Consider the following 16,647-nt stretch of genomic DNA (forward strand, 5'->3'; position numbering starts at 1 on the left):
TGAATTAAGCAATGATCTTGGCCACGACGCCAGCGCCCACGGTGCGGCCGCCTTCGCGGATAGCGAAGCGCAGACCTTCTTCCATGGCGATGGGGTTGATCAGCTTGACGGTGATCGACACGTTATCGCCAGGCATGACCATTTCCTTGTCGGCTGGCAGCTCGATGGCGCCRGTCACGTCGGTCGTGCGGAAGTAGAACTGAGGACGGTAGTTGTTGAAGAACGGGGTGTGGCGGCCGCCTTCGTCCTTGCTCARCACATACACTTCGGCGGTGAAGTGGGTGTGTGGCTTGATGGAGTTGGGCTTGCACAGCACTTGGCCGCGTTCCACGTCTTCACGCTTGGTGCCGCGCAGCAGCAGGCCGACGTTGTCGCCAGCCTGGCCTTGGTCCAGCAGCTTGCGGAACATTTCCACGCCSGTGCAGGTGGTCTTTTGCGTGTCGCGGATACCGACGATTTCGATTTCTTCGCCGACCTTGATGATGCCGCGCTCGATACGGCCGGTCACCACGGTGCCGCGGCCGGAGATGGAGAACACGTCTTCCACGGGCATCAGGAAGGCACCGTCCACAGCGCGCTCAGGCGTGGGGATGTAGGTGTCCAGGGCTTCGGCCAGCTTGTCGATGGCTTGCTCGCCCAGAGGACCCTTGTCGCCTTCCAGGGCGAGCTTGGCGGAACCGCGGATGATCGGGGTGTCGTCGCCTGGGAAGTTGTACTTGTCCAGGAGTTCGCGCACTTCCATTTCGACCAGCTCGAGCAGCTCTTCGTCGTCGACCATGTCGCACTTGTTCAGGAACACGATGATGTAAGGCACGCCCACTTGGCGGGCCAGCAGGATGTGCTCGCGGGTCTGGGGCATCGGGCCGTCAGCGGCCGAGCACACCAGGATGGCGCCGTCCATCTGGGCAGCGCCGGTGATCATGTTCTTCACATAGTCGGCGTGGCCAGGGCAGTCCACGTGGGCGTAGTGGCGGTTGGCCGTTTCGTATTCCACGTGGGCGGTGTTGATCGTGATGCCGCGGGCCTTTTCTTCAGGTGCCGCGTCGATTTCGTCGTACTTCTTGGCTTCGCCGCCGAACTTGGCGGACAGCACCGTGGCGATCGCTGCCGTCAGCGTCGTCTTGCCATGGTCCACGTGGCCGATCGTGCCCACGTTGACGTGGGGCTTGGTACGTTCGAACTTACCTTTTGCCATTTTNGATCGCTGCCGTCAGCGTCGTCTTGCCATGGTCCACGTGGCCGATCGTGCCCACGTTGACGTGGGGCTTGGTACGTTCGAACTTACCTTTTGCCATTTTGAATCTCCAAAGAGCATTGCCTGTGTTGGGGTTTAACGTCTGCACCCGATTGCTGATTCGTCCCGCACAGGGCAACAGGACGGCACCGGGTCGCAGATTGCAAGAATCTTGCTACTTTTTGTATAGCTGCCTGCGCCCGCCAGGCGGGCGATAGCAGCTGTATGGATCAGAAAACCAATGGGGAAAGGCCTGCGCAGGCAGACCTTTCACCCAGCGCACCAATTACTTGGCGCGTGCAGCCATGATGGCTTCGGACACGTTGCGAGGCGCTTCGCTGTAGTGCTTGAATTCCATCGTGTAGGTGGCGCGGCCCTGCGTTGCGGAGCGCAGCGAGGTCGAGTAGCCGAACATTTCCGACAGGGGCACTTCAGCGCGGATGGCCTTGCCACCGCCCGGGATGTCGTCCATGCCCTGGACCATGCCACGGCGGGAAGACAGGTCACCCATCACGGTACCGGCGTAGTCTTCAGGCGTTTCCACTTCCACGGCCATCATGGGCTCCAGGATCACGGGGTTGGCCTTGCGGCAACCTTCCTTGAAACCGAAGATCGCGGCCATCTTGAACGCCAGTTCGTTCGAGTCCACATCGTGGTACGAACCGAAGTGCAGCGTGACCTTGACGTCCACCACGGGGTAGCCGGCCAGCACGCCTTGCGTGACGGCTTCGTGGAAGCCCTTTTCCACTGCGGGGATGAATTCGCGAGGAACCACACCGCCCTTGATGGCGTCGACGAATTCGTTGCCCTTGCCGGCTTCGTTCGGCTCGATCTTGAGCACGACGTGGCCGTACTGGCCCTTACCGCCGGACTGGCGCACGAACTTGCCTTCGGCTTCTTCCACCGTCTTGCGGATGGTTTCGCGGTATGCCACCTGGGGCTTGCCCACGTTGGCTTCCACGCCGAATTCGCGCTTCATGCGGTCCACGATGATTTCCAGGTGGAGCTCACCCATGCCGGCGATCAGCGTCTGCCCGGACTCTTCGTCGGTCTTCACGCGGAACGAAGGATCTTCGGCAGCCAGGCGTTGCAGGGCGATGCCCATCTTTTCCTGGTCGGTCTTCGTCTTGGGTTCCACGGCCTGTGTGATCACGGGCTCTGGGAACACCATGCGCTCCAGAATGATCTGGGAGTCCATGTCGCTCAGCGTTTCGCCGGTGGTGACGTCCTTCAGGCCCACGCAGGCAGCGATGTCGCCGGCGCGGATTTCTTCGACTTCCAGGCGCTCGTTGGCGTGCATCTGCACGATACGGCCGATACGTTCCTTCTTGCCCTTGATCGGGTTGTAGACGGTGTCGCCCTTGGTCAGCACGCCGGAGTAGACGCGCACGAAGGTCAGCTGGCCCACGAACGGGTCGGTCATCAGCTTGAATGCCAGGGCCGAGAACTTCTCGCTGTCATCCGCCTTGCGGGTGACCGGGTTTTCGTCTTCGTCGGTACCCGTCACATCATCGATGTCGGTAGGTGCCGGCAGATAGTCGATCACGGCGTCCAGCATGCGCTGCACACCCTTGTTCTTGAACGCCGTACCGCACAGCATGGGCTGGATTTCGGTGGCGATCGTGCGCGTGCGCAGGCCGAGCTTGATCTCTTCCTCGGAGAGGTCGCCCTCTTCCAGGTACTTGTTCATCAGCTCTTCGGAGGCTTCGGCAGCAGCCTCGACCATCTTTTCGCGCCATTCCTTGGCGGATTCCACCAGGTCGGCAGGGATCTCTTCGAAGGTGAACTTCATGCCTTGCGACGCTTCGTCCCAGATGATGGCCTTCATCTTGAGCAGGTCGACCACGCCGGTGAAGTTGTCTTCAGCGCCGATCGGGATCACGACGGGCACGGGGTTGGCCTTCAGGCGCAGGCGCATCTGGTCGTAGACCTTGAAGAAGTTGGCGCCGGTACGGTCCATCTTGTTGACGAACGCGAGGCGGGGCACCTTGTACTTGTTGGCCTGGCGCCAGACGGTTTCCGACTGGGGCTGCACGCCACCCACGGCGCAGTACACCATGCAGGCGCCGTCCAGCACGCGCATGGAACGCTCCACTTCGATCGTGAAGTCCACGTGGCCGGGGGTGTCGATGATGTTGAAGCGGTGCTCTGGGTAGGACATGTCCATGCCCTTCCAGAAGCAGGTCGTGGCAGCCGAGGTGATCGTGATGCCGCGCTCTTGTTCCTGCTCCATCCAGTCCATGGTGGCAGCGCCATCGTGCACTTCACCGATCTTGTGGTTCACACCGGTGTAGAACAGGATACGTTCGGTCGTCGTGGTCTTGCCAGCGTCGATGTGGGCCGAGATACCGATATTGCGGTAGCGCTCGATGGGGGTCTTGCGAGCCATGGTGAGTCCTTGGATGGGTCGTGTTATTCAGGGGACGGGGCAGCCATTGTGGGGCGGCGATCCGTCAATTTTGTGACCGCCTCAACCGCCACAAGGCTGCAGGCAGAAATGCCGGCAGCCTTGCGCTTGGCGACGAGAACGGTCGTCGATTCGCTTAGAAGCGGAAGTGGCTGAATGCCTTGTTGGCTTCGGCCATGCGGTGAACTTCGTCACGCTTCTTCATGGCACCGCCACGGCCTTCGGTGGCTTCCAGCAGTTCGTTGGCCAGACGCTGGGCCATCGACTTTTCGCCACGCTTGCGGGCGGCTTCCTTGATCCAGCGCATCGACAGGGCCAGGCGGCGCACAGGGCGCACTTCCACTGGCACTTGGTAGTTGGCACCGCCCACGCGGCGGGACTTCACTTCCACCATGGGCTTCACGTTGTTGATGGCAACGGTGAAGGCCTCCAGGGGGTCCTTGTCGGGGTGCTTCTTCTCGATCAGTTCCAGGGCGCCATAAATGATGCGCTCTGCAACTGCCTTCTTGCCGCCTTCCATGATCACGTTCATGAATTTGGACAGCTCTACATTGCCGAACTTGGGATCCGGCAGGATTTCACGTTTGGGGACTTCGCGACGACGTGGCATTTTTTACCTCTATCTTTGCTTCAGTTGGCATCTTTTCAGACACCGCGAGAGCCAATGAAGGACTCCCACTTACTCGACCCGCGCAGAACACCTGCGTTTGGGGCCACTACGCTGCACCACCGCGCCACGCGGGAGACAGCACCGAAAATTCTTGGCAGCAAGCGCAGGGCTTACTTGGCCTTGGGCTTCTTCGCGCCGTACTTGGAGCGAGCTTGCTTACGGTCCTTGACACCTTGCAGGTCGAGCGAGCCGCGCACGATGTGGTAACGCACACCAGGCAAGTCCTTGACACGACCGCCGCGAACCAGCACCACGCTGTGTTCCTGCAGGTTGTGGCCTTCACCGCCGATGTAGGAGATCACCTCGAAACCGTTGGTCAGGCGCACCTTGGCGACCTTACGCAGAGCGGAGTTAGGCTTCTTGGGCGTCGTGGTGTACACACGGGTGCACACGCCACGGCGCTGTGGAGAGTTTTCCATCGCGGGGCTTTTCGACTTGGTCTTTTCGACCTCGCGCCCCTGACGGACCAGTTGATTGATGGTTGGCATGAATACGTCCCTAAACGTGAATTTGCTTCGTGAAAGCGAAAACGTGAATCCCTTCGGAAATTCCGAAAAGCCTTCTAATGTAGCAGCAAGACCCAAAACGGGCAAGCGCTCGGCTTCTCTTCTCTGTTGAAGGCCCATGCACCACACGCGGCACGCCCTGTGAAAGCGCGCTGCCCATGCCAGGACCGCCGCGCAAGGGCCGCCCCGCCGCGCTGGCGGTGTCCACCTTCCCGAATGGCGCAGCCATTCGAGAGCAGGGGCTGAGGGCCGCGGCTCCAAGCCTGCCTGCGCAGGCTTGGACGTGCCCGAAGAGCCGCCGCCTCCGGCGGTGGCACCGAGGCCAAGCGCCTCAGGCAGATGTACCTGCTACTTAATCCAGAGGCGGATCGCATCCCACGCGCGACCCAGGAAGCCGGCCTGCGGGACTTCTTCCAGCGCCACGAGCGGCACCTCGGTGAGCGTCTGCTCACTCAGGGCGACCTTGAGCGTGCCGATGGACTGGCCCTTGGTGAAGGGCGCCACCAGCGGGTCGGGCCGCACGATCTGGGTGGTGATCTTGCCTGCGCTGCCCGAAGGCACCGCCACGACGATGGCCTCCTCGCGGCCGATCTTGAGCATGCTTTCGGTGCCCTTCCAGACGGCAGGCGTCGCCACGGGCTTGCCGGCGTCGAACAGCTTGACGGCCTCGAATGCGGTGTAGCCCCAGTTCAGCAGCTTCTGGCTTTCATTGGCGCGTGCATTTTCGCTGGCGGCTCCCAGCACGATGGACAGCAGGCGGCGCTGGCCCACACCGGGGAATTCACGCTTGGACGTGGCCACCAGGCAGTAGCCGGCCGCGGCGGTGTGGCCGGTCTTGAGGCCGTCCACGGTGGGGTCGCGAAACAGCAGCGAGTTGCGGTTGGTGCCGTTCGACGCCGGGGTGCCCGGGTAGCTGTACTGCTTGGTGGAGTAGTAGTGCATGTACTCCGGGAAGTCCTTCATCAGGCGCATGGCCAGCACGGACAGGTCGCGTGCCGTGGTGGTGTGGCCGGGCTCGGTCAGGCCTTCGGGGTTCTTGTAGCTCGTGCCCTTCATGCCCAGTGCCTGCGCCTGGTCGTTCATGAGCTTGACGAAATTTTCGGCCGTGCCGCCCACGCCTTCCGCCAGGGCCATCGTGGCGTCGTTGCCGGACTGCACGATCATGCCCTTGATCAGGTCTTCGACCGGCACCTGCATCTTGGGGTCGATGAACATGCGCGAGCCGGGCATCTTCCAGGCGCGCACGCTCACGGGGAGCTTCTGCTCCAGCGAGATCTTCTTGGCGCGCAGCGCGTCGAACACCAGGTAGCCCGTCATGAGCTTGGTGAGCGAGGCCTGCTCGACCGGCGCGTCGATGTCCTTGGCGGCCAGCACCTGGTTGGCGGTCACATCCACCAGCAGGTAGGTGCGCGCGGCGATTTCAGGGGGCTGGGGCGCCTGGGCCAAAGCGCCGAAGGCGGCCGGGGCCACCGCAGCAAAGACGGCGAGGGATCGCAGCGCGGACAGGATTCGTTTCATGGGCGGGAGGCTGGGGCTGGGATGGGTGGGATGAAGGGAGAAAGGAAACGGAGTGCACGCACGGGGCGTGCAGGGTACAGGTGCCGGGCTCGCCAGGGCGGGCGGCAATGCCCGCCGTGGGCGCAACCCTCAGGCCGTGGCCTGCAGGTGGCGCACCACCAGATTTTTCAGAAGCGGCAATTGTCCGTGAAAGAAATGCCCCCCCGCGGGAATGACTGTGACAGGCAGTATCTGGGGACGGGCCCAGTCCATCACGGCGGACAGCGGCACGGTGTCGTCCGCCTCTCCGTGCATGACCAGGGTGCGCTCGTGGGCGTCGGGCGGCACGGGGGCCACGGTGAAGCGGCTGGCGGCCGTGCCCACGAGCACGGCGGTATCGACCCGGCCCGCGGGCCACAGCGCGGCCAGCGCATGGCTGGTGACGAAGGCACCGAACGAGAAGCCCGCCAGTGCAATGCGCTGGCCCTCGGCCGCGGGCGCCACCTGCTCGACCACGGCCAGCAGGTCCTGCAGCTCGCCCTGGCCGTCGTCATGCACGCCGGCCGTGGCCCCCACGCCGCGGAAGTTGAAGCGCACCGCGGTCCAGCCGCAGTGCACAAAGGCGCGCGCAAGCGTCTGCACCACCTTGTTGTCCATGGTGCCGCCAAACAGCGGATGCGGGTGGGCGATGATGGCCACGCCGCGCGGGGCGGCCACGCCGTCGGCCAGCACGGCGCTGTCGCGCACGGCCTCGATGGCGCCGGCAGGGCCGGACAGGGTCAGGCGTTCGGTGTGTGCGTTCACGGTGATTTGCTACTCAATTCATAGCTGCCGGCGCTTGACCATCAAGCGGTGGCAGCCCAAAACATTCAAGACCCAGGGACAGACGCGGTTTCAGCGCCCAAGTTCCGCCGGCGTGACCAGGCGCTCCACCACCTGGCCGTTCTTGAGGTGCGACTCGACGATCTCGTCGATGTCGGCCGTGTCCACGTAGGTGTACCAGGTGCCTTCGGGGTAGACCACGGCGATGGGCCCGCCCGCGCAGCGGTCCAGGCAGCCGGCCTTGTTCACGCGGACCTGGCCAGCGCCTGCCAGCCCGGCAGCCTTGACCTGCGCCTTGCAGCGGTCAAAACCCGCCTGGGCGTTGTGGTGGGCACAGCTGTCTTCGCCGTTGGCGCGGTCGTTCAGACAGAAGAAGATGTGGCGCTGGTAGTAGCCAGGCGCAGTGGATGTGTCGCTCATCGCCCCATTTTACGAACCCTGCACGCCGAACCTGGCGCGCACAACGCCAGTGCACGCGTGGAACCGGCTTTGCCAAGGCCACCGGGTGCATCCCGCGCCCGCGCGGTGAGAAGGGGGCTGAGTGCCGCGGCTCCAGGCCTGGACGGCAACGAAGAGCGGCCGCCCCTGGCGAACGCACCGAGACGCCGCAGGCGGCTCAGGAGGCGCTTTCTCTCCTCGACACCCGCACCAGCACGTACAAAAGCGCCGCATACGGCCACAGCCAGCCCAGCCACTGGCCCAGGCCATAAAAGCGGATGAACCGCCCCTGCTCCCAGATCTGCAGGGTCTGCGCAAAGTAGGCGCTGGTGGGCGCCTGGTTGAGCAGCGCCAGGTGCCAGGCCAGCGCCAGCAGCAGCACTGCGGCGCAGGCGCGGCGGGGCAAGCCCAGCGTCACCACAGCCAGCCCCAGCGCGCCCCACACGCCCACGCGCGTGGGCATGCCCATCCATTCCCAGGCATGAACCGGGCCCCAGCTCAGCGCCGCCGACAGGGCGGTCAGCGTGACACCGATGGCCACCACGCCCAGCGCGAACAGCGCCCGGCGCCCCATCTGGCGGATCACGCAATAGCCCAGCAGGCACGGTATGAGCAGACCCAGCGTGACGCACAGCAGCTCGCCGCCCGGCGACAGCGGCTCGAACGGCGCATCGCGCAGCGGCACCCACTCCAGGAAGGGTGTGTCGGCCAGGATTTCGATCAGCGATCCTTCGAGCCGCTCCAGCACCTGGCCCAGCCCGAAGGGCACGGCCGCGGGGAACAGCAGCGCCAGCGGCCACAGCGCCAGCAGCACGATGGCGCCACTGGCGTCGCTCACGAACCAGCGCCCCCGAAAATCGCTCCAGCGGTCGATGGCGCCCAGGCGCTCGAGCAGCGCGGCGATCAGGCCCCCCGCCAAGGTGCCGCCGATGTTGAGCAGCAGGTCCAGGTTGGACGGCACGCGCCGCGGCAGGTAGATCTGCAGAAACTCCATGGAGAGCGACAGCAGGCCGCCCGCCAGCGTGGCCAGCCACACCGCGCCGCGCGGCCAGCCCGAGCGCAGCATGCCCAGCACCAGCAAGAAGCCCAGCGGCGCGTAGCCCACCACGTTGGTGGCCACGTCAAAGCCCGTCCAGTACGGCGGCGGCAGGCGGGCCAGCAGGAAGACCAGCGGGTCGATGCCCTGGGCGCGCCAGCCGTCGAACGGGAACAGGCTGGCAAAAACGATCAGCGCCGCATAGGTCAGCGCCAGGGGCCAGGCGGAGGTCTTGTGCACCGTCGTCGCCCCTTCCCGGCGTTAGAAAGGCTTGACGACGACCAGCACCACCGCGCACAGCAGCAGGGCCACCGGTACCTCGTTGAACCAGCGGAACCACGCGTGGCTGCGGCGGCTGCTGCCGTCCGCCAGCTTGCGCAGCAGCACGCTGCAGGCATGGTGGTAGCCGATCACCAGCACCACCAACGCCAGCTTGGCGTGCATCCAGCCATTACCCTGTGACGCGGGGCCGCGCCCTATGCCGTAGCCCAGCCACAGCCACGCGCCCAGCGCCAGGGCCGGCACCGCCAGCAGCGTCGTGAAGCGCAAGAGCTTGCGGGCCATCAGCAGCAGGCGGTCGCGCTCAGCCACCGACCCCGGGGCCACCATGGCCAGGTTCACGAAGATGCGCGGCAGGTAGAAAAGACCAGCAAACCAGCTGGCCACGAAGACGATGTGGAAGGCTTTGACCCAGAGCATGCGGGCAGTTTAAGGGCCACCCGATGCCCTTCGCCTCCAAAAGCCCGCTGCAGGCTTCAGAAAGGCGTTTTGTGCCGAACGGCCGCATCCGCACACCACCACAAAAAAAGCCCGGCGATCCGCCGGGCCGGGAAGCCCCTCTCGCATCGCTGCAAGACAAGGCCCCGCTCAGGGAGGAAAAGCGGGGGGCAGCAGGCTGCCCGGCGCCAATTTAGCACCGGACACACCGTGTTACAAGCGGCATTTCCAGGCATACAGCAACCGCATCTGCACGGCATCAAAACCTGGACGGGGCGAGCGGTTCACGTGGGTGCAGCCCTGCCCAAACCGGCAATCCCCCAGCCAGCGCACCCGTGGATCTGGCATCACCGGTCCACCGGGCGCGTCCCCGGGTGGGAAAGGCACGCAGCGCCACAGGGGATAGATAATCTTCGGATGCACCTCCACAGCCCCGCCCCCTTCCCCCAGAACCGCCCCCGCCGCCTGCGCCGCGACGCATTCACCCGCCGCCTGGTGCGCGAGAACGCCGTGAGCGTGGACGACCTGATCTACCCTGTGTTCGTGCACGAGGGCACGAACCAGCGCGAGGCCGTGGCCTCGATGCCCGGCGTGGACCGCCTGAGCCTGGACCTGCTGCTGCCCGTGGCCGAAGACTGCGTGAAGCTGGGCATCCCGGTGATGGCGCTCTTTCCCGCCATCGACCCGGCCCTGAAGACGCCGGACGGCAAGGAGGCCCTGAACCCCGACGGCCTGATCCCGCGCGTGGTGCGGGCACTGAAGAAGGAATTCCCCGGCCTGGGCGTGATGACCGATGTGGCGCTCGACCCCTACACCAGCCACGGGCAGGATGGCATGCTGGACGAGACTGGCTACATCCTCAACGACGAGACGGTGGAGATCCTCACCGGCCAGGCACTGACCCATGCCGAGGCGGGCGTGGACATCGTCGCGCCCAGCGACATGATGGACGGGCGCATCGGCGCCATCCGCGACGCGCTGGAGGTGCAGGGCCACATCCACACCCGCATCATGGCCTACAGCGCCAAGTACGCCAGCGCCTTCTACGGCCCCTTCCGCGACGCGGTGGGCACGCGCGGCGCCTTGGGCAAGGCCGACAAGAACGTCTACCAGATGGACCCCGGCAACAGCGACGAGGCCCTGCGCGAGGTGGCCCTCGATATCGCCGAAGGCGCGGACATGGTGATGGTCAAGCCCGGCATGCCGTACCTCGACATCGTGCGCCGCGTGAAGGACGAGTTCAAGGTGCCGACCTTCGCCTACCAGGTGAGCGGCGAGTACGCCATGATCAAGGCGGCAGCGGCCAACGGCTGGCTGGACCACGACGCGGTGATGATGGAAAGCCTGCTGGCCTTCAAGCGCGCGGGTGCCGACGGCGTCCTGACCTATTTCGCACGCGACGCAGCCCGGCTGCTGACCCGGTAGCCGCCGACGGTGACCGGCACTCCCGCGCCAGCGGCGCCTTTCTCCTCCACACCCCAACCGGCCTCGATGCGCATCTTTCACATCCACGGCGGCGGCGTCCAGGAGCTGGACAGCCTGCCCGCGCACATGCCCGCACAGGGTTTCGTCTGGATCGCCTGCTCGCGCTCCGCGTTCCAGGCCCGGCTGACCGAGATCCAGGGCCGTCTGCAGGCGCTGGTGGGTCTGCAGTTGGTGGACCTGCACGTGTCCGACCTGCTCAACGCGCAACTGCCGTCGCACTACGACTACACCTCGCAGTACGACCTGCTGGTGTTCCGCCGCCTGGCTACGGCGCACGGCGATGCAGCGCAGCCCCCGGTGCCGCCGGACGATGCCCACGCTGCCGCCGCCAGCCCGCTGCGGCGCGGCGGCCCACCCGTGCTGCGGCGCATCGACACCAGCCCGGTGGGATTTGCGGTGTTCGACCAGTTGCTGCTCACGGTGCACCCCACCGACTGCTCGGTGCGCGACGCCTACGCCACGCGCCTGCTGGCAGCGCTGCCCGCCCTGCCCACCGGCCCCGCCGAAGGCCGCAGCAGCCCGGTGCCCGGGGCCCGAGTACCCACCAGCCCGGCCGACCTGATGCTGCGCGTGGTGAACCTCATGGTGGACGGCTACCTGGACCTGCGCCGCGAGCTCACCCGCCAGCTCGACCACTGGCAAAACGAGCTGCTCAAGCCCCGCGCGCGCTACGTGAACTGGAGCTCGCTGCTGGAGGCACGGCTGTCGCTGCACCAGCTTGACGAAATCTGCGAAGACCAGCGCACCGCCGTGCAGGACTGGATCGACGCGCTGGAGACCTGGGCCCTGCCCGACACGCCCACCGGCCTGCGCGAGCTGGACTTGCTCAAGGTGCGCAGCCGCGACGTGCTGGAGCACATCGAACGCGTGGTGCACCACGTGCGCCGGCTGGAGCAGAGCACCGAAACCGCCGTGCAGATGCATTTTTCGGTGCAGAGCAACCGCACCAACGACATCATGCGCACGCTGACCGCGCTGACCGCCGTGTTCCTGCCGCTGAACCTGATCGCCGGCATCTTCGGCATGAATTTCGAATTCATCCCGCTCATCCACAAAGCCGACGGCTTCTGGTGGGCCATGGGCTCGATGATCACGATCGCGGTGGCGCTGGTGGCGCTGTTCTGGCGCAAGCGGTATCTCGCGCGCACGGGTGCCTGAGCGCCATCGGGCACATTCCAGACACTGCTTGCGTCGTCAAAGCAGTGGATATGCACTGGCGATTGATGCGATATCGGGCAGGTGCGTCCGCTCGCGCGAGCGCTGAGGGGCATGAATCGGAGCGGTGGCGTGCGGGGCCAGCTTGTTCGCGCAACTGGCGACTGGTCACACTGGTGACCATTTACGCAAACCTTCCTTAAAGACCGATCAATTTCACTACGGCCACAGAAAATATACACACCGCCGCAATACCCATCAAAAGCATCAGCAATAAGTACCGAATAAAATCTTTCAATGTCAACTGAAAGAATTTCTTGAAGATCCAGCTCGCATACATGAACGCCAGCAAAATCAATCCAAGAAGCTTTACCCACAAATAATCAGATTCCTGATTTTGCTCGCCAACAATAATTACCAGACCCATTGCTATTGAAATAGCAAACAAGATGCCTGTATTCAGCCAAAAATTCAAGACCCTCGGCATTTTGCTTATCCTGTGAATTTTCCTGGAAGTGTAGGCAACTCCCAAACCAAATTTTAGACATTTTTGCTCGACCCTATGGGCCCGCATAACGCCATCCTAGCCGCAGGCGCTCCGGAGCGAGCGCCGTTGTGCAGCGCCCAAACTATGCGAATCGGTTGAACAACGTCAACCGCACGACATTTCAATCACGCCTGACACCGTTTCAGCTCATGGTCAGTCAGTTCGCATCCAATGCCGTATCGCCAACAGTGCGCCAAAGTGCGGTTAGGTGAGGCGATCAGAGGATTAACTGCGCGTGGCTTTCGGGCCGGTTGCCGCCCGTGGCCCGCAGCCCTCATTCCATCGGTCGTTGTTCTGGCGCAAGCAATAACTGTCATGCACGCGGCGGTTATTTCCTACCCGGGCGTGGCCGCGTCGGGGCCAGCATGGGGCCTGCACAACCCCAGGAGTTCGCAGATGAATGCACCAGCCGCCGGCCCCGTTGCTGCGCCAGTGCCAGCACCCGTGCGCATCGGCACCGCCAGCTGGGGCCTGCCGCGCGAGGGCCAGCACCGCTTTCCCGCCGCGGACCCGGCGGAGTCGCACCTCATGCGCTACGCCCGGCAATTGACGGCCGTGGAAATCAACTCTTCGTTCTACCGGCGCCACCAGCGCAGCACCTACGAGCGCTGGGCTGCGGCCACACCACCCACGTTCCGGTTCAGCGTGAAGCTGCCGCGCAGCATCACGCACGACGCGCGGCTGAAGGACACCGAAGAACTGCAGCGGGTTTTTATGGACCAGGCCCGCGGCCTGGGCGAGCGCCTGGCCTGCCTGCTGGTGCAACTGCCGCCCAGCCTCACATTCGACGCGCCGGTGGCCGAGGCGTTCTTTCGCAGCCTGCGGCGGCTGGACAGCGAGATCGGCATCGCCGTGGAGCCGCGCCACGCCAGCTGGTTCACCGCCGAAGGCGACGCAATGCTGGCCCACTGGCAGGCCGCACGCGTGCTGGCCGACCCGGTGCTGCACGGTGCGGGCAGGATGCCGGGCGGCTGGCACGGGCTGGTGTACTGCCGGCTGCATGGCTCGCCGCGCACTTATTACTCCGCCTACGCGCCCGCGCTGATCGGAGCGCTGGCCCGGCGCATCCAGGCCGCCACGCACGAAGCGCGCAGTGTGTGGTGCATCTTCGACAACACGGCCAGCGGCGCTGCGACCGGGAACGCGCTGGACCTGCAGCAGCACCCTGCGCTGCGGGGCTGAGGGCGCCCGGGCCTCCCTACAGCCCCAGGCCCAGGCCCAGGCCCAGGCCCAGGCCCAGGCCCAGGCCCATCGCCCATCGCCCATCGCGGGTCAGCGCGCCGCCCCCGGCGCCGGTGCCGGCGTGCCGAACAGCCCCGCCGCGTTGTCCCACGCCACCTTGCGCGCCACGTCGGCGGGCAGGCCGCCCAGCCAGGTGCGGTAGCCCGCCATCAGGCTCTCGTAGTGCTGCCAGCGCTGGTTGACCCAGGTGTCCGAGCCGATCACGAAGCGCGTGGGGTACTTGAGCAGCAGCGCGCGCCAGGCAGGGCACAGCTGGTTGTCGTCGCACACCAGGCCCGGGCGGTACGACAGCTCGCCCACCAGGCCGGGGTAGCGCGCGAACAGCGCGTCCACGCGGTCCACCGGCGCGCCGCCGATGCCGGTGTGCGCCCAGATGAGGCGCAGCTTGCGGCCCTTGGACGGCGTGTTGGCCATCAGCAAATCGATGGCCGCGTCGTCCACGTGGGCCAGCACCACCAGGTCGCGCTCTTCGGACAGCGCCATGAGCTTCTTGGCCACCGGTCCGTCCGCGTTGGCGCTGTCGTACAGGTGGAACTCGCCGATGCCGCGGTAGGGCCCGGCGGGCGTGCCGCGCGCCAACTCGGTCTGCACCATGGTGTAGATGCTTTCGTCGGCAAACCAGCCGGAGTAGTCCGCCCGGTTGCGGTACAGCCGCACGAACGGCACCACGGCCACGCCCGCCTCGCGCGTTTGCGGCAGGCCCGCCAGCGTGAGCGAGCCGGTGTTGGGCCGCGAGTTGGCGACGATGGCGCGCACGCCGCTTTTGTGCATGCGCCCCAGCACATCGGCGGGCGGGTGCGGGCCGGTCTTGCCGTCCCACGCCTCCTCGTTGTAGTGCAGGTGGGCGTCGAACAGCGGGCCGCTGTAGTCGGCGGCATGGGCCTGCAGCCCCATTGCTATTAAAGCTATAGCTGATAGCGCTTTACAGGCAAGCGGTAGCGGCCAAAAATGCCTCAAAACCTGGATACGCGTCGTATTCGCCATGCCAACCTCCAAACATTGAGCAGTCATCGCGACACCCGGCGCCCGCGGAGGGCGCGGTCGGGCGAGTGACGCCAAGCAAGGCCGCCCCGCAGCGAGGGCGTCGTCCCCCGGGGGGAGAAGGCGCCGCAGGCGACTCAGGGGGGGGGGTCAAGCCATCAGATGCTTGTCGAAGAACGCCAGCGTGCGGTCGCGCGCCAGCATGGCCGAGGCCTCGTCGTAGCTGCCGCGCTGGTCGCAGTTGAAGCCGTGGTCGGCCTCGTACAAATGCACCTCGACCTCGGGGTGGGCACGGGCGAAGGCCTGCACGCTGTCCACCGGGATGTAGTGGTCGCGCTGGCCAAAATGCGCCAGCACCGGCACCTTCGGCACGCGGGCCGCTTCGTCGGCCGATGTCATGCCGCCGCCGTAGTACGGCACGGCGGCCGACAGGCCGGTCAGCGTGCAGGCGGCGCGCCAGGTCAGCAGGCCGCCCCAGCAAAAGCCGACGATGCCGACCTTGCGACCGCTCTGCGCGGCGGCGTAGTCGATGGCGGCCTGGATGTCGGGCATCACGCCCGGGGCGGGCAACGCCTCGACCGCCGCCTTGAGGCCCATGCCGGCCTGCATGTCGTCGCCGGTGTAGCCCAGTTCGACATCTGGCTGCACACGGTGGAAGGTGGCCGGGGCCACCGCCAGGTAGCCGCGCGCGGCAAAGCGGTCGGCCACGGTGCGGATGTGCGAATTCACGCCGAAGATTTCCTGCAGCACCACCACGGCACCGCGCGGCGCGGCATCGGGCTGCGCGACCCAGGCGGGCACCACGACCCCATCGCTGGACGTGAGATTGACGAATTGACCCATGGTATGGACTCCTTGTAGCGTTGATTGGCGGGATAAGGCGCACGGACGGAGGCTGACAACGGCGCCAGGGCTGCGGCACGGCGACCACAGCCTGCCAGCCCTTGTGCAAGCACCCCGTGTGCCTGGCGAAAGCGACATTCTGGACGGAGCGCGGTCCTCTGTTCAAATGCGGGCCATTTTCTTCAGGAGGCCCCGCCGTGAACGACACCCACCAAGTAGCACTCATCACCGGAGGTTCGCGGGGCATCGGCGCGGCCACCGCACGCCTGGCCGCCCGCCAGGGCTGGGCCGTGGCCGTCAACTACACCCGCGATGCGCAGGCTGCCCAGTCGGTGGTCGCCTCCATCACGGCAGCGGGCGGCGCCGCCATCGCCGTGCAGGCCGACGTGGCCGACGAAGCGCAGGTGCTGGCGATGTTCCGCACCGTGGACGCGCAGCTCGGGCGCCTGTCAGCGCTGGTGAACAACGCCGGCGTGGTGGACGTGCCGTCGCGCGTGGAGGCGATGAGCGTGGCGCGCTGGAGGCGCATGTTCGACATCAACGTGATCGGCAGCTTCATCTGCGCGCGCGAGGCCGTGCTGCGCATGGGCACGAAGCACGGCGGCGCCGGCGGCAGCATCGTCAACGTGTCGAGCGCCGCATCGCGCCTGGGCGCGGCCGGCCAGTACGTGGACTACGCCGCGGCAAAGGGCGCCATCGACAGCATGACCCTGGGCCTGGCGCGTGAGGTGGCCGCCGACGGCATCCGCGTGAATGCCGTGCGCCCCGGCCTGATCGAGACCGACATCCACGCCAGCGGCGGCCTGCCCGACCGGGTGCGCGACCTGTCGCACCAGGTGCCCATGCAGCGCGGCGGCACCGCCGACGAGGTGGCCGAGGCCATCGTGTGGCTGATGTCGCCGGGGGCCAGCTACACCACGGCCACGCTGATGGATGTGTCGGGCGGGCGCTGACCGCTGCCTGGGCCCGGCGCGGGTCCGCCGCAGCGCAGCATGCGCGCGGGGCAAATCCGCCCGAAAACACCGCATACTCGCGCACAGCCGGGGGCCCGCAACGCCGTTGTGCCG

Annotated in this window: 16 protein-coding genes and 1 pseudogene; 4 read left to right on the plus strand and 13 right to left on the minus strand. The window is 65.9% G+C overall.

All coding sequences use genetic code 11. The annotated features are described in order from the left end of the window. Window positions 1-4 precede the first annotated feature (4 nt). The 10 genes and pseudogenes from tuf to ASG27_RS00045 all read right to left on the minus strand — a co-directional run bounded on the left by tuf (window position 5) and on the right by ASG27_RS00045 (window position 9,309). Window positions 5-1,195, minus strand: a complete 1,191-nt coding sequence (gene tuf, locus ASG27_RS00005) for an elongation factor Tu (RefSeq protein WP_056410091.1) — start codon at window positions 1,193-1,195, stop codon at window positions 5-7. A gap of 4 nt (window positions 1,196-1,199) precedes the next feature. After that, window positions 1,200-1,295: pseudogene (locus ASG27_RS25595) on the minus strand (GTP-binding protein); the annotation flags it as partial. A 225-nt stretch (window positions 1,296-1,520) separates the two neighbouring features. Then, window positions 1,521-3,623: an elongation factor G gene (gene fusA, locus ASG27_RS00010; RefSeq protein WP_056410094.1), complete on the minus strand. Its 2,103-nt coding sequence runs from the start codon at window positions 3,621-3,623 to the stop codon at window positions 1,521-1,523. 154 nt (window positions 3,624-3,777) lie between these two features. Continuing rightward, entirely contained in the window at window positions 3,778-4,251 is a 474-nt protein-coding gene (gene rpsG / locus ASG27_RS00015) for a 30S ribosomal protein S7 (protein WP_005798541.1), read from the minus strand. Between the two features lie 170 nt (window positions 4,252-4,421). Further along, window positions 4,422-4,799 (minus strand): 30S ribosomal protein S12, encoded by a 378-nt coding sequence (gene rpsL, locus ASG27_RS00020; protein WP_015012185.1) that lies wholly within the window; start codon window positions 4,797-4,799, stop codon window positions 4,422-4,424. A gap of 366 nt (window positions 4,800-5,165) precedes the next feature. Further along, on the minus strand, window positions 5,166-6,335 hold the full coding sequence (locus tag ASG27_RS00025) for a D-alanyl-D-alanine carboxypeptidase family protein (RefSeq protein WP_056410096.1): 1,170 nt from the start codon (window positions 6,333-6,335) through the stop codon (window positions 5,166-5,168). Between the two features lie 129 nt (window positions 6,336-6,464). Continuing rightward, window positions 6,465-7,118, minus strand: a complete 654-nt coding sequence (locus tag ASG27_RS00030) for an alpha/beta hydrolase (protein WP_056410097.1) — start codon at window positions 7,116-7,118, stop codon at window positions 6,465-6,467. Between the two features lie 90 nt (window positions 7,119-7,208). Then, entirely contained in the window at window positions 7,209-7,556 is a 348-nt protein-coding gene (locus tag ASG27_RS00035) for a (2Fe-2S) ferredoxin domain-containing protein (protein WP_056410099.1), read from the minus strand. A gap of 196 nt (window positions 7,557-7,752) precedes the next feature. Continuing rightward, entirely contained in the window at window positions 7,753-8,850 is a 1,098-nt protein-coding gene (locus tag ASG27_RS00040) for a VanZ family protein (protein ID WP_056410100.1), read from the minus strand. Window positions 8,851-8,871: 21 nt separating this feature from the next. Further along, window positions 8,872-9,309, minus strand: a complete 438-nt coding sequence (locus ASG27_RS00045; protein ID WP_056410102.1) for a CopD family protein — start codon at window positions 9,307-9,309, stop codon at window positions 8,872-8,874. Between the two features lie 435 nt (window positions 9,310-9,744). Between ASG27_RS00045 and hemB the strand changes: the two genes are divergently transcribed. Then, a complete protein-coding gene (hemB, locus tag ASG27_RS00050) occupies window positions 9,745-10,752 on the plus strand; it encodes a porphobilinogen synthase (RefSeq protein WP_056410104.1) in 1,008 nt (335 codons plus the stop codon). 66 nt (window positions 10,753-10,818) lie between these two features. Then, window positions 10,819-11,970, plus strand: coding sequence for a magnesium transporter CorA family protein (locus ASG27_RS00055; RefSeq protein WP_056410106.1), 1,152 nt, complete (start codon window positions 10,819-10,821; stop codon window positions 11,968-11,970). A 196-nt stretch (window positions 11,971-12,166) separates the two neighbouring features. On the opposite strand, the gene ASG27_RS00060 is transcribed toward ASG27_RS00055, so the two are convergent. Next, entirely contained in the window at window positions 12,167-12,454 is a 288-nt protein-coding gene (locus ASG27_RS00060) for a hypothetical protein (protein WP_056410108.1), read from the minus strand. Between the two features lie 456 nt (window positions 12,455-12,910). Between ASG27_RS00060 and ASG27_RS00065 the strand changes: the two genes are divergently transcribed. Further along, a complete protein-coding gene (locus ASG27_RS00065; RefSeq protein ID WP_056410110.1) occupies window positions 12,911-13,696 on the plus strand; it encodes a DUF72 domain-containing protein in 786 nt (261 codons plus the stop codon). A 90-nt stretch (window positions 13,697-13,786) separates the two neighbouring features. Here the strand turns inward: ASG27_RS00065 and ASG27_RS00070 are convergent, their stop codons facing one another. Beyond that, window positions 13,787-14,650: an amidohydrolase family protein gene (locus tag ASG27_RS00070; RefSeq protein WP_056410112.1), complete on the minus strand. Its 864-nt coding sequence runs from the start codon at window positions 14,648-14,650 to the stop codon at window positions 13,787-13,789. Window positions 14,651-14,887: 237 nt separating this feature from the next. Next, on the minus strand, window positions 14,888-15,580 hold the full coding sequence (locus ASG27_RS00075) for a dienelactone hydrolase family protein (RefSeq protein WP_056410113.1): 693 nt from the start codon (window positions 15,578-15,580) through the stop codon (window positions 14,888-14,890). Between the two features lie 197 nt (window positions 15,581-15,777). Between ASG27_RS00075 and ASG27_RS00080 the strand changes: the two genes are divergently transcribed. Continuing rightward, window positions 15,778-16,533, plus strand: coding sequence for an SDR family oxidoreductase (locus tag ASG27_RS00080; protein WP_056410115.1), 756 nt, complete (start codon window positions 15,778-15,780; stop codon window positions 16,531-16,533). The last annotated feature ends 114 nt before the right edge of the window (window positions 16,534-16,647 follow it).

It is taken from the genome of Acidovorax sp. Leaf191 (assembly GCF_001424425.1).
In the GTDB taxonomy this organism is placed as follows: Bacteria; Pseudomonadota; Gammaproteobacteria; order Burkholderiales; family Burkholderiaceae_C; genus Acidovorax.

Bases quoted from the DNA above. Each gene is read 5' to 3' on its own strand.
- ASG27_RS00060 (WP_056410108.1), bottom strand. From the start codon at position 12,454: ATGCCGAGGGTCTTGAATTTTTGGCTGAATACAGGCATCTTGTTTGCT.
- ASG27_RS00070 (WP_056410112.1), bottom strand. From the start codon at position 14,650: ATGGGGCTGCAGGCCCATGCCGCCGACTACAGCGGCCCGCTGTTCGAC.
- ASG27_RS00055 (WP_056410106.1), top strand. From the start codon at position 10,819: ATGCGCATCTTTCACATCCACGGCGGCGGCGTCCAGGAGCTGGACAGC.
- ASG27_RS00035 (WP_056410099.1), bottom strand. From the start codon at position 7,556: ATGAGCGACACATCCACTGCGCCTGGCTACTACCAGCGCCACATCTTC.
- rpsL (WP_015012185.1), bottom strand. From the start codon at position 4,799: ATGCCAACCATCAATCAACTGGTCCGTCAGGGGCGCGAGGTCGAAAAG.
- fusA (WP_056410094.1), bottom strand. From the start codon at position 3,623: ATGGCTCGCAAGACCCCCATCGAGCGCTACCGCAATATCGGTATCTCG.
- ASG27_RS00075 (WP_056410113.1), bottom strand. From the start codon at position 15,580: ATGGGTCAATTCGTCAATCTCACGTCCAGCGATGGGGTCGTGGTGCCC.
- hemB (WP_056410104.1), top strand. From the start codon at position 9,745: ATGCACCTCCACAGCCCCGCCCCCTTCCCCCAGAACCGCCCCCGCCGC.
- ASG27_RS00065 (WP_056410110.1), top strand. From the start codon at position 12,911: ATGAATGCACCAGCCGCCGGCCCCGTTGCTGCGCCAGTGCCAGCACCC.
- ASG27_RS00045 (WP_056410102.1), bottom strand. From the start codon at position 9,309: ATGCTCTGGGTCAAAGCCTTCCACATCGTCTTCGTGGCCAGCTGGTTT.
- ASG27_RS00025 (WP_056410096.1), bottom strand. From the start codon at position 6,335: ATGAAACGAATCCTGTCCGCGCTGCGATCCCTCGCCGTCTTTGCTGCG.
- rpsG (WP_005798541.1), bottom strand. From the start codon at position 4,251: ATGCCACGTCGTCGCGAAGTCCCCAAACGTGAAATCCTGCCGGATCCC.